The following is an 11,570-nucleotide window of genomic DNA, read 5'->3' as shown; positions in this document are numbered from 1 at the left end:
AATCGCCGGCGGCACGGCTTGCCACCCATGCGGCCCGGCTCGACGGGCTCGGCAAGCGGCTCGCGGCGGCACGCGGCGCGCTTCTTCGTACCGAGCGCGACCGTATCGCCCGCGCCGGCGATCGGCTCGATGCCGTCGCTGCGCGCGCGGTAGCAGCTTTCACCAGCCAGGTTCAGCGCCGCCGCGACCGGCTGGCGAGCGTCTGGGTGCTCGCCGCCTCGCTCGGGCCGCAGGCGGTGCTGGCGCGCGGCTATGCGCTGGTGCGGGACGAGGGCGGCAATCTGCTGCGCAGCGCCACGGCAGCGCGGCCGGGATTGGCCCTTCAGGTCACGCTCGCCGACGGCAGCTTCGGCGCGATTGTGCCGGGCGGGGCTTCTCCGCCGCAGGTGCCGCGACAGGCCGCGCGCAAGGCGGTCGGCGGGAGCGGGCAGGGCGATCTGTTCTGACATTCCGAAAACCGGTCATTCACCACCAATTTGAATGAACCGCGTCCCGTTCAGATAGCGTTCAGCTAGCCCTGGCTAATCGCTGCCTGATAGCGGTTGGGGGAATGGTCCTTGATGCTCGCCGGTTTCCGGATACGCCTTGCTTGTGCCTTTGCCATGCTTGCGCCTCTGGGCCTGCAGGCTCAGCAGGCAAACGCGACCGAGTTCGTCTGCAGGCCGTCGACTCTCACACGCGATGCCGCTGATCTCGCTTCCGCCTGGAAGGGGGGTAGCGCTCCCCTACGCATTCTCGCCATCGGCTCGTCCTCGACTGAAGGAATCGGCGCCAGCGGCAAGGACAAGACCTATCCGGCCCGACTCGGCTCGCTGCTGCGCGAAGGGCTCGGAGGCCGCTCCATCGAGATGGTCAATGCCGGCATCGGTGGTGAAACCGCGCCGCAGACGCTTCTGCGCCTGAAGGCTGCGCTGGTGGACGGCCGCTACGATCTGGTGATTTGGCAGGTCGGCACGAACGACGCGGTGAACGGCGGCGACCTCGGCACCTTCCGCAATCTCGTGGCGGATGGCATCGCCGCCGCCAAGCAGGCCCGGACCCGGCTCGTCATCCTTGATCCGCAGTTCTATCCCGGCATCAAGGAGACGGCGCGTTATCGCGCCTATGTCGACGCCATCGCCGACGTCGCCAGGACGCAGGCGGTTCCGGTGCTGTCGCGCTACCAGGCGATGCTGAGCTGGTATCAGCGCGACGCGGAGGGCTTCATGGCGGCGCTCGCCGGCGACCGTTTCCATATGAGCGATGCCGGCTATGGCTGCCTCGCGCAGGACATCGCCCGCTCGCTCCTGGGTGACAAGCCGGCTGTGACGCTCGCGGCCTCGGCACGCTGAGCTTTGATAAGGCCGCTGCTCGCCGGCCCGCTTCACTTGCCCATCAAGAAGGCCTTGACGCGCCTGATCGCATCGTCGCGCGCGGCCGGGTCGGTGCCCACCGTGACCTTGCCGGTTCCGGAGGCCGAATAGGCAACGCCTTCCTTCTCGCGCTTGTCCAGGCGCGGATGGTCGAAATCATGCACAGCGCCGGGATAGAGCACGAGCTCGACCGGTTCGCCACGGGCGCGAGCGGCCTTGGCGAGGAAGTCGCAAGGGGCAGGCGGCGTCCAGTCGTCGGCGTCCCCCATCAGGATCAGGGTCGGCAGCCTGGCCTCGAAGCTCCCCGACTCCGATTGCAACCGGCAGCCGGGATAGAAGGCGACGGCGCGGGCGAAATCCGGCTGGCGGTCGGCCGGCCGGCGGTCCTTTCGAATTGCAGCCAGAATGGTGGAGCCACCGCCCGACCAGCCGAGCAGCGCGATTGCATCGCGGCGGACATCGGGACGGTCCTGCAGCCAGCGCCGTGCCGCCATCGCATCGCCGACGCGTTCGCGGCTGGCGCGGATGGTGACGTCCTTGACGCCGCATTGCGAACCGAGCCCGCGCGACCCGTAGCTGTCCGGCATCAGGACGATGAGCCCGGTCCCGGCAAGGCGCTCGCCCCAGTCGCTATGCCGCATCGAAAGCTTGTCGGGCTCGCGCCAGAGGCCGCCGCAACCATGCAATGCGACGACGGCGGGGAACGGTCCTGGGCCTGTCGGCCGAAACATCACACCGTCGAGCTGGTAATCGTCATGCGGGATGCGGACGCGTTCATAGCCGCCCGCCATCGCGACTTCCGCGAGCAGGGAAACAAGACCAATCGCCAGCAAGGTGGCGCGGGTCAGGCTGGACATCATCGGAACTGACGCTATCACAGAAAGACCATATTGGAACAATGCGTGGTTTCAGAGATGGTTGCGTCAAGCTGCAACCTGTACGCTAACCGTCCGCCGCTCGATCCCCCGGCCCTATGATGAACATCAACGAACGTCTGCCCCCTTCAGGATCGGAAGCGCTGGTCGATTACGGCCATGGTGAGTTCCGCGTCGTGCGCCCTGGCGCCTTCGTCCGCTGCGCCGTCACTGGTGCTGCGATCCGGCTCGAGGATCTGCGCTACTGGTCGGTCGACTGGCAGGAGGCCTATGCCTCGCCTGAGGCGGTGCTATTGCGCGTGCGACGCGCCGGCCGCAGCTGAGCGGGCCTTCACGACGGCGTGACGCAGCAGCGCGTCGAGTGCTGCGTCATCCTCGAAGGCGAGCGTGACCGGCACGCACAGAAGGAGCGAGCGTTCGGCCGCCGGCCAGAGCGGCGCGAGCTTGACCATGTCCTTCTCGGTGACGGCGATGCGGCAGGCCTTCGCCTTGGCGTCGCCGATCAGCGCCGCGACGTCGGCATCCGAATAGGCGTGGTGGTCGCCATAAGCGCGTTCGCCGGCAAGCCGCGCACCGGCGGCGCGCAGCGTCGCCGCGAATTTCTCGGGCCGCCCGATCCCCGAGGCGGCCAGAACCGATAGGCCGGCGAGCTCCGCCTGAATGTCGACCGGCGGCACGAGCTTGGCCCGCAGCACGCGTTTGCCGACGGTGAGTGCCTGCGTGGCGACATGGTCGCCGGCCGCTCCCTCGCCGATGACGACGAGGGCATCGACCTGCCCGAGCTGCCCGGCGAGCGGTGCGCGCAGCGGCCCGGCCGGCAGGCAAAGCCCGTTGCCGACGCCGGCGGCGCCATCGACGACCGCCAGTCGCAGGTCCTTGTGCAGCGCCGGATTCTGCAGCCCGTCATCCATCAGGACGAGGCTGGCGCCGGCTTCGCGTGCGAGCGCAGCGCCGGCTGGCCGCTCCCGCGCTACGATCGTCGGCAGCTGCGCCGCCAGCAGCAGGGGTTCGTCGCCAACGTCGACGGCTGCGTGCCGGGCCGCGTCGACCCGCAGCGGGCCGGGCAGCCGCCCGCCATAGCCGCGCGTCAGGGCGAAGGGCGTCTCACCCATCTTGGCGAGCCGGGATGCCAGCGCCAGCGTGGTCGGCGTCTTGCCGGCGCCGCCGGCGACGAAGTTGCCGACGCAGATCACCGGAAGGCCGGCTTCGATACCCGGACGGCGCATGCGCTTCAGCGTGACCGCGCCATAGAGCATCCCGAGCGGTTGCAGCAGCCGGGCGAGGGCGGATGGCGGCGCGTGCCACCAGAAGCCCGGGGCGCGCATCACTCCACGCTCTCGCGCTGGCCGATGGTCGCGCGCAGCAGCAGCGGCTCGATCGCCTGGACGGTCCGTTCCAGCGCGCCGCTGAGCTCGGTGCTGGTGCGGGCTGCGGCCCGCGCGGCCTGGCGCGCTGCAGCGGGGTCGCTGAGCCAGCGATGCACTGCCTGGGCCAGCTCCTGCCGGTCGGCGACCTGGATTGCGCCACCGCCGGCATCGAAGGCGGCAAAGAGATCGGCGGATTTATGCACGAGCGGGCCATGGAGCAGGGCGCAGCCGAGCTTGGCCGGCTCGATCGGGTTGTGGCCACCGATCGGGGCGAGCGAGCCGCCGATGAAGGCGACCGGCGCCAGCCGGTAGAACAGGCCGAGATCGCCGAGCGTATCGGCGATGTAGAAGTCTATGTCGCGCTCGGGGAGGTGGCCGAGCGAGCGCCGGGCGCTGGCAACGTCGTTGGCCTGCGCCAGCGCCTCGACCTCAGCGCCGCGATCGGGATGGCGGGGCACGACGATGGTGAGGAGCTTCGGCAGATGCGTCCTGACGCCGAGATGGGCGGCGAGCACGTCCTCTTCCTCGCCCGGATGGGTCGAGGCGGCGACCCAGACCGGCCGGCCGGCGGCGAGGCCGTCAAGCAAGGCAAGCGTATTGGGATCGGCCGGTGGGGCGGGGACGTCGAATTTCAGGTTGCCGGCGATGCTGACGCGCGGCGCGCCGAGCTGGGCGAGGCGTTGCCCGTCCTCCTGCGATTGCGCCAGGCAGCGGTCGAAGCCCGAGAGCAGATAGCGCGAGGTCTGCGGGAACTTGTACCAGCGCCGGAAGGAGCGCTCCGACATGCGCGCATTGACCAGGACGAGCGGCACGCTGCGCTTGCCAGCCTCGATCATCAGATTGGGCCAGATTTCGGATTCGCAGATCAGGCCGAGATCGGGGCGCCAATGGTCGAGGAAGCGGCGCATATAGCGGGGAACGTCGAGCGGCAGGAACTGATGGATCGCCCCGGCCGGCAGGCGCTGCGCCAGGAGGCGCGCCGAGGTCACCGTGCCCGAGGTCACCAGCACGGCGAGCCCGCGCCGCTGCAGCCGCTCGATCAGGGGCAGCAGCGTCACCGTCTCGCCGACGCTGGCGCCATGCAGCCAGACGAGCGTCTTCGCCGGCCGCTCGATGCTCGGATGGCCCCGCCGCTCGGAAAGGCGTGCCGGGTCCTCCTTGCCACGCCGGCGCCGCCAGAGCAGCAGGCCGGCGGCTGCCGGCTCGAGCAGGGCGGTGAGCGTCCGGTAGGTCTGGATGATGAAGCTGCGGCCGATCATGCGGCGCTGGCCTTGGCCGTTGCTTTCGCAGCCTGGATTTCACGCAGGTCCGCGCCGGGATCGCGCGCGCCGATCAGCGCATAGGCGCGCTCATGCACGGCGTCGAGCCCGGCCTGGACGGCAAGGCGCGCCGCCTCGCAGGTCGCCTCGTCCGCCTCGCGCGCAACCCAGACGGGATCGCCGACGACGATGGCGCCGCGCCCGAAGGGCAGGCCGATCGAGGCCCGATCCCAGCTGTTGAAGTCGATGCGCCGGCTGGTCACCACGGCGATCGGGTGGATTGGCCGCCCCGAGGCGCGCGCCAATTGCACGATGCCCGGGCCGCAGATGCGGGCGCGCTTGGGGATGTCGGCGGTCAGCACCATGGTGTCGCCGGCGGCGAGTCGGCGGACCATGGCGAGGAAGGCCGGCGCGCCGCCCTTCTCGCGGACCTTCTTGCCAGAGGCGCCCGAGCCGCGGATCGCACCGATGCCGAGCTCGCGCAGCGCGACGGCGTTGAAGCCGCCGTCGCCATGGCGCGAGACCAGCGAGCAGGACGGCATCCACTCCGGCCGGGCGAACGGGATCATGACATGCTGGCCGTGCCACATCGCAATGATCAGCGGCAGCTCGCCGCGCACGCGATCATAGACGTCGGCCGGCTCGACGACGAAGCGGTTCGTGCGCCTGACCAGGCGCAGATAATAGGCGAGGCTGCGCCCAAGCGCCTCCTGCGCGAACTTCGTCTTGAGCAGCGAAAATCCCATCGAGCCGGACTGCAGCGTCTTTCAGATCAGCTCTGGGCTGTCGAGGGATCGAGCAGGCGATGCAGGTGGACGACGAAATAGCGGGTCTGGGCCTGATCGACGGTCTGCTGCGCCTTGGACTTCCAGGCCGCGTGGGCGGCGGCGTAGTTCGGGTACACGCCGACGATGTCGACCTGGGATAGATCCTTGAACTCGACCCCGTCGAGCGAGCTCAACTCGCCGCCGATCACGAGGTGCAGCAGCTGCTTGGTGTCCTGGCTCGTGCTCATCGTTCGTCTCCGACCGGTGTCCTGAGGTCTGCGTCGAAAGCAAGCTGGAGCAGCGCCGGATTTGCTCCGACCTGCCTTGCCTGCGCTTTTGCCGTGCGATCAGATAAGCCATCAGCCGCGCGCGCGCGAGGGCCGATCGCCAACAAATTGCGGTTATTTCCGGCAGCTTTCGCCCTGGCGCTGCGGCAGCGGCGTCGCGCCGCGCTTCAGCTCCGCTGCGGCTGGCTCTCGCGCAGCCGGCGCAGCGCCTGCGCGAGTGAGGTGGCAAGACTGGTTCCAGACGCCATCAGCATGCCGTGGACCGGTATCTCGCGGTTATAGCTGAGCGCTTCGCCTTCGGAGGTCGTGACCTGGCCGCCGGCCTCCTTGAGCACGAGATCGGCGGCGGCGAGATCCCAGTCGCGCGCATCCGGTGAGACGAGCCCGGCATCGATCGTGCCGTCGGCAATGCGGGTCAGGCGCAGCGCCAGCGATGGAATCTTGTCCGTCGCGACGAAGTCCTGCTGGCGTGCGAGGGCGTCGAGGATCGGTTTTGGGCCTGCGATGCGGGCACCGGCCAGCGTCGTGAGCCCGTTCGCGCGGATCGGCTTGCCGTTGCTGTGCGCTCCACCGCCGCTGACCGCCGTATAGGTAGTCGTCCCTGCCGGCGCATGCACCACGCCGAGGATGGGGCGCCCTTCGTCGAGCAGGGCGACGCAGACCGCCCAATCGGCCGAGCCCGCCATGTAGGCGCGGGTGCCGTCGATCGGATCGACCACCCAGACGAAGCGGCGCGACAGCCGGATTATGTCGTCGGCCGTTTCCTCCGAAAGCCAGGCGGCTTCCGGCAGCAGCGCCGCGAGGCGGACATGCAGGAAGGTGTCGACACCGATATCGGCTTCGGTCACCGGCGAGCCGCCGGCCTTCGACCAGGTCTTGGCGACGGTATTCGCCCCGGGGCGGAACAGGTCGAGCGCGAGGCCACCGGCCTCGCGGCAGGCGGCTTCGACGGCGGCCAACAGATCCCCGGCGATCGGCAATGGTGTGGATGTCATCGCACTTCGTTACGGCCTTGCGGGGCGGCTGAACAAGGAAAAAGCCACCATCGGGAGAAAGATTCCGTCAAGCATCAACCGGGAAACCAACCGCAAAAGGGCGGAAAACCGCTTCAACACCTTTGTTTAACCCTCAAGCTTAAGCGCTCGGACAATCCTTCCGGCCACTCTCCTCCCTGCAGAGCACGAGAACCCCGCATCCACAGAGGGTTCCGGGCAGCAGGGATTAAGAGAGAGGCGTTAAAACCGATGGCCAGCGTCACGCCGGCTGCTGGGGAGGCTGGCTGCGTGCCTGCCTTCCCCAGCAGCGCGCATAATCAGAGCGGGCAGCCCTCGCAGTCGGCGCAAGCGCCGCAGCAGCAAAATAGCCCACGCATCGAGCGTGTCGGGCCGGTGCGTATCCTGCGTGGCGGCAAGGGCTGGCGCGGCATCGCGCTGCGCCTCGCCGGCGCCGCGATCGCCGACGATGACCGTTTCCAGCTTGCTCTGACCGCGGGCGATGGCCGTTCGGTCGTTGTCGCCGTGCTCGATCAGGACGATGCCATCGCCGTCTGGCGCGATGCCGGCCGCACGAGCGGCCTGCCGCTGCTGCTCGAAACCAGCGACGGCGCCATCACCGAACCCTATCCGCAACTCGGCCGGGTCGCGCTCGGCGCGATCCGCATCCGTCGCCGGCATGCTCTGCTCGCCGGCCGCCGCCCGCGCTTCCTGACGCGGCGCAAGACCGGGCGCCTGCCGGAGCGCCCAGTGGTGATCCGCGGCGAGATCCTGTCCTAGAGCAGGGTGGCTTAGCGCAGAAACAAGCCGTCATTCCGGGCTCGATCCTTTTTGGATTGCCCTGGAATGACCGAGTGATTTTCGGTCGCTAGAACGCGAACTTCACCAGCGCATCGAGTGCGAAGCCGGCCGCCAGCAACAGGCCGGCATGCCAGTTCGACCGGAACAGCTTCAACGCCGTAGGCCCGTCTGCCCCGGCGATGCTGTGGACCTGCCAGCCGAGGTGCAGCGCGAACAGCGCCACTCCGATGAATGCGACCGGCCCCGCCCCCGCGAACCAGGCGGCGACGCCGGCGAGCGCGATCGTCATGCCGTAGCAGAGCCCGACCGCCTGCTGGGTGAAGGCGCCAAAATAGCGGGCGCTCGACTTGATCCCGGCGATGACGTCGTCCTCGATGTCCTGCATCGCATAGATCGTATCGTATCCGATGGTCCAGAACACCGCAGCGGCGTAGATCAGATAGGCCGGCGCATCGAGCTGGCCGAACACCGCGCTCCAGCCGACGAGTCCACCCCAGGAAAAGGCGAGGCCGAGCACGAATTGCGGCATGTTCGTGATCCGCTTCATGAACGGATAGATCGCGACGATCGCCAGCGAGGCGATGCCGGCGATCACCGTGAAGCGGTTGAACTGCAGCAGGATGACGAGGCCGACGAGGGACAGCGCGACCATGAAGGCGGCGGCTTGCTTCGGGCTGACCTGGCCGGAGGGCAGGGGACGGCCGCGGGTGCGCGCCACCTGCGCGTCGAGCTTGCGATCGACGATGTCGTTGAAGGTGGAGCCGGCGCCGCGCATCACGATCGCGCCGATCAGGAACAGCAGGCAGTGCCAGAGGTTCGGGACAGGCAGTCCTGCCGCGATAGCGGCAAGCCCGGCTGCCCACCAGCACGGCAGCAGCAGGAGCTGCCATCCGACCGGGCGCTCGATCCGGGCGAGCTTGAGATAGGGCCGTAGTCCCGAAGGCGCCTTCGTATCGACCCAATGTCCTTTCAGGGCGTCGGGAAGCGGTGCGTCAGCGAGTGGAGGCGAGGGTGCCATATTGGCACCGCCGGATCAGAGCGCGCCCTGCGGCACGCGCATCGGACCGCCGGTGATGGAATCGGCGCCGCCGAACGGGTTGGCGCCCTGCTGTTGCTGCGCCTGCTGCTGGGCGCGGCGCTGCATCTGCGCCTGCTGCTTTACCGCATTGCAGGCCTGGCCGCGGATGGCGCCGGCCTTCTCGTTGTCGGCCTTCATGCCATCGACGAAGCTCGCCGGAATCTGGCACCAATCCTGGTTGGCGGACGCGAACTTGATCAAGGTATTGCCGTTGCCGACCAGCCGACCGAGGATGCCGCAGGCCTGCTGGGGCGTCATCTTGCGCTTGGCCTTCGCGTTCGCGTTGAGCTGCCCGACGATCGACTGGCGCTCCTGCATGAGCTTCTGGATGTTCTCGCAGCCCGAGGGCACCTGCGCGAATGCCGGCTCGGCCAGGGCCAGCCCAGCCAGCGCCACTGCCAGCTTCAGGGTCGCGTATCGCCGCATCATCCGCTCCGCTCTTGTCCCGTCACCCACGCCCGTCCCGGCGTCGCGGGCCTTTCCATAACAGTGAGAGCCGTGCACCAACAAGCGCCGGCTCGCATTTCACCGAGATTGCTTGCCGATAGCGTGGGATTGTGGCGACTTTCGCGCCGTTATGACGGGATCGGATTCGAAGAGCATGCGGGATTTCACCAAGCACCGGCTGTACAGCGAGGCGCCGTTGGCACCGGGCGCCGTGCTGGACCTCGCGCGCGACCAGGCCAATTATCTGCTGAACGTGCTGCGGTTGCGCAGCGGCGACACCATCCTCGTCTTCAACGGCCGCGACGGCGAGTGGCTCTGCGCGATCCGGGCGGAAGGACGCAAACAGGCCAGCCTGGAGGCGCTGAACCAAACCCGCCCGCAGCCGCCCGCGCCCGGTCTTCTCTACCTTTTCGCGCCGCTGAAGCATGCGCGGCTCGACTACATGGCCCAGAAGGCGGTCGAGATGGGGGCGGGCGTGCTTCAGCCGGTGTTGACCCGCTTCACTCAGGTCTCGCGGCTCAATCTCGAGCGGCTCGCCGCCAATGCGGTAGAAGCGGCCGAGCAATGCGGTATCCTCGCTCTACCGGAGATCAGAGCAGAGCAGCCGCTAGCGGCAGCGCTCGCCGGGCTCGAGCCGGAGCGGCTGCTGGTCTTCTGCGATGAGGCGCAGGAGCCGCAGAGTCCGATCGCCGCCTTGCAGAAGGCCCCCCGCGGGCCGATCGCCCTGTTGATCGGCCCGGAAGGCGGCTTCGACGAATCGGAGCGCGCTCTGATTCTGCAGCGCGAGCGGGTGCTGCGCCTGTCGCTTGGCCCGCGCATTCTCCGAGCGGATACGGCGGCGGTCGCGGCGCTCGCCGTCGTGCAGGCGACATTGGGCGACTGGTCCGCCAGATAACTCCGCAACTTGCGTGCCGTCGGCTCCTCTCCCGCTGCTCGGAACGCGGCGGCCGCTTCCGCGTTTAGGCGTGAAAACTGCGCCGCTGGTCGCAGTTCCGACTCATTGACTGGCAGTCTGGCGCCGCTGCTTCGCTCCGGGGCGGCCCGCCACGGGGGAGAGACATCATGGTGAGCAGCGCCTACCGCTTCGGTATCGAGGAAGAGTACTTCCTGTCCGATGCCGCAAGCCGCGGCGCCGTGCGCAAGATCGCACCGCGTTTCATCGAGGCGGCGCAGGCTGCCTTTCCCGACGAGTTGCAGCGCGAGATGCTGCAATCGCAGATCGAGGTGGCGACGCCGGTCTGCGAGAGCATGACACAGGCCCGCCATTCGCTGCGGCGGCTGCGCTCGGGGTTGGCCGCGATCGCGCGCGAGCACGATATGCTGTTGCTTGCCTGCGGTACTCATCCGAGCGCCGTCTGGGCTCGCCAGCGCGCCACCGAGGCCAAGCGCTACGATGGCATCATGCGCGACCTTCAGATGCTCGGAAGCCGCAACCAGCTCTGCGGCTTGCATGTCCATGTCGAGGTGCCGGACGAGGATCAGCGCATCTCGATCATGGTCCGGATGCTGCCTTTCCTGCCTCTGCTGCTCGCACTCTCGACATCCTCGCCGTTCTGGCAGGGACGACGGACCGGGCTGATGGGCTATCGGCTCTGTGCCTATGCGGAATTGCCGCGCACCGGCCTGCCGGAGCTCTTTGCCGATGCCGCAGATTATCGCGCCTATGTCGACACCATGGTAGCCGCCGGCGCGATGCGCGATTCCAGCTTCGTCTGGTGGGCGATCCGGCCCTCGGATCGGCACCCGACGCTGGAGTTGCGCGTTGCCGACAGCTGCACGCGGCTCGACGACACGCTTGCCGTCACCGCTCTCTATCGCTGCCTGGTGCGCCATCTCGCCCGCAAGCCCGGGCTCAACGCCGACCTCACCGCCGCCTCGCGCGCCCTCGCTGGCGAGAACATCTGGCGCGCCCAGCGCTACGGCCTGCATGGCGGCTTCGTCTGCGAGAAGCGCCGCGCCATGCTGCCTGTCGGACAGATGCTGGACGAAGTGCTGGCCCTGCTCGATGAGGATGCCGCTGCGCTCGGCTGCGGCCTCGACCTCGGCCATTGCCGTAGCATCGTCGCAGGCGGCACCAGCGCCGACATGCAACTGGCGATCTTCGAGGAGGCCCGCGCCGGTACGGGCGGCCAGAACGCCGGACTCGTCGCCGTCACCGACTGGATCGCCGCGCAGACGCGTACGGATGATGCGGATGATGACGGGTTCGTGCCGAAGGGTGCAAATCTGCTGCGCGGAGCCGCTTGACCGCTTCGCGATCATGCATTGATGCAAGGTCGGCGTGCGCTCGCACGCGTTTGCGGTCGTTGTCGGATCAACGCCGCTCGCCTATTGCTGGCGCTCCT

The 11,570-nt window shown here is 68.5% G+C and carries 14 protein-coding genes; 6 read left to right on the top strand and 8 right to left on the bottom strand.

Features of this window, described 5'->3' with window-relative positions; genetic code table 11:
* Window positions 1-446 (top strand): exodeoxyribonuclease VII large subunit (locus tag CXY91_RS02565; RefSeq protein WP_282569357.1); only part of this gene is annotated, 446 nt, incomplete at its 5' end.
* Between the two features lie 156 nt (window positions 447-602).
* The gene (locus CXY91_RS02560) at window positions 603-1,331 is read left to right on the top strand and encodes an SGNH/GDSL hydrolase family protein (RefSeq protein WP_158673240.1); all 729 of its coding nucleotides are present in this window, start codon (window positions 603-605) and stop codon (window positions 1,329-1,331) included.
* A gap of 32 nt (window positions 1,332-1,363) precedes the next feature.
* Here the strand turns inward: CXY91_RS02560 and CXY91_RS02555 are convergent, their stop codons facing one another.
* Window positions 1,364-2,212 (bottom strand): dienelactone hydrolase family protein, encoded by an 849-nt coding sequence (locus CXY91_RS02555; RefSeq protein ID WP_248307323.1) that lies wholly within the window; start codon window positions 2,210-2,212, stop codon window positions 1,364-1,366.
* 116 nt (window positions 2,213-2,328) lie between these two features.
* Between CXY91_RS02555 and CXY91_RS02550 the strand changes: the two genes are divergently transcribed.
* Complete coding sequence (locus CXY91_RS02550) at window positions 2,329-2,550, top strand: DUF2093 domain-containing protein (RefSeq protein WP_091832446.1); 222 nt, start codon at window positions 2,329-2,331, stop codon at window positions 2,548-2,550.
* Here CXY91_RS02550 and lpxK read toward each other — a convergent pair.
* From lpxK to CXY91_RS02525, 5 genes are all read right to left on the bottom strand, one after another.
* Window positions 2,518-3,552 carry a tetraacyldisaccharide 4'-kinase gene (lpxK, locus tag CXY91_RS02545; protein ID WP_100959171.1) on the bottom strand — a complete coding sequence of 345 codons (1,035 nt, stop codon included), beginning with the start codon at window positions 3,550-3,552 and terminating at the stop codon, window positions 2,518-2,520. The genes CXY91_RS02550 and lpxK overlap by 33 nt on opposite strands.
* Entirely contained in the window at window positions 3,552-4,853 is a 1,302-nt protein-coding gene (locus tag CXY91_RS02540) for a 3-deoxy-D-manno-octulosonic acid transferase (RefSeq protein ID WP_100959170.1), read from the bottom strand. The genes lpxK and CXY91_RS02540 overlap by 1 nt, the downstream gene beginning before the upstream one ends.
* Window positions 4,850-5,599 (bottom strand): lysophospholipid acyltransferase family protein, encoded by a 750-nt coding sequence (locus CXY91_RS02535; RefSeq protein WP_100959169.1) that lies wholly within the window; start codon window positions 5,597-5,599, stop codon window positions 4,850-4,852. The genes CXY91_RS02540 and CXY91_RS02535 overlap by 4 nt, the downstream gene beginning before the upstream one ends.
* 26 nt (window positions 5,600-5,625) lie before the next feature.
* Window positions 5,626-5,868 carry a DUF4170 domain-containing protein gene (locus CXY91_RS02530; RefSeq protein WP_100959168.1) on the bottom strand — a complete coding sequence of 81 codons (243 nt, stop codon included), beginning with the start codon at window positions 5,866-5,868 and terminating at the stop codon, window positions 5,626-5,628.
* 206 nt (window positions 5,869-6,074) lie between these two features.
* A complete protein-coding gene (locus CXY91_RS02525) occupies window positions 6,075-6,902 on the bottom strand; it encodes a 3'(2'),5'-bisphosphate nucleotidase CysQ (RefSeq protein ID WP_100959167.1) in 828 nt (275 codons plus the stop codon).
* Between the two features lie 288 nt (window positions 6,903-7,190).
* Here CXY91_RS02525 and CXY91_RS02520 point away from each other — a divergent pair, with 288 nt between their 5' ends.
* Entirely contained in the window at window positions 7,191-7,679 is a 489-nt protein-coding gene (locus tag CXY91_RS02520) for a DUF6101 family protein (protein ID WP_158673239.1), read from the top strand.
* Between the two features lie 88 nt (window positions 7,680-7,767).
* Here the strand turns inward: CXY91_RS02520 and ubiA are convergent, their stop codons facing one another.
* Both ubiA and CXY91_RS02510 read right to left on the bottom strand, forming a co-directional pair.
* Window positions 7,768-8,718, bottom strand: a complete 951-nt coding sequence (gene ubiA / locus CXY91_RS02515) for a 4-hydroxybenzoate octaprenyltransferase (protein ID WP_100959165.1) — start codon at window positions 8,716-8,718, stop codon at window positions 7,768-7,770.
* A 15-nt stretch (window positions 8,719-8,733) separates the two neighbouring features.
* Window positions 8,734-9,288: a hypothetical protein gene (locus CXY91_RS02510; protein WP_158673238.1), complete on the bottom strand. Its 555-nt coding sequence runs from the start codon at window positions 9,286-9,288 to the stop codon at window positions 8,734-8,736.
* 91 nt (window positions 9,289-9,379) lie between these two features.
* Between CXY91_RS02510 and CXY91_RS02505 the strand changes: the two genes are divergently transcribed.
* Both CXY91_RS02505 and CXY91_RS02500 read left to right on the top strand, forming a co-directional pair.
* Complete coding sequence (locus CXY91_RS02505) at window positions 9,380-10,120, top strand: 16S rRNA (uracil(1498)-N(3))-methyltransferase (RefSeq protein ID WP_199777338.1); 741 nt, start codon at window positions 9,380-9,382, stop codon at window positions 10,118-10,120.
* A 167-nt stretch (window positions 10,121-10,287) separates the two neighbouring features.
* Window positions 10,288-11,472: a carboxylate-amine ligase gene (locus CXY91_RS02500; protein WP_100959163.1), complete on the top strand. Its 1,185-nt coding sequence runs from the start codon at window positions 10,288-10,290 to the stop codon at window positions 11,470-11,472.
* The last annotated feature ends 98 nt before the right edge of the window (window positions 11,473-11,570 follow it).

Origin of the sequence: Allobosea sp. FBZP-16 (assembly GCF_002831785.1) — a bacterium.
Lineage (GTDB): Bacteria > Pseudomonadota > Alphaproteobacteria > Rhizobiales > Beijerinckiaceae > Allobosea > Allobosea lupini.
This window is presented reverse-complemented; position numbering and strand designations above follow the sequence as displayed.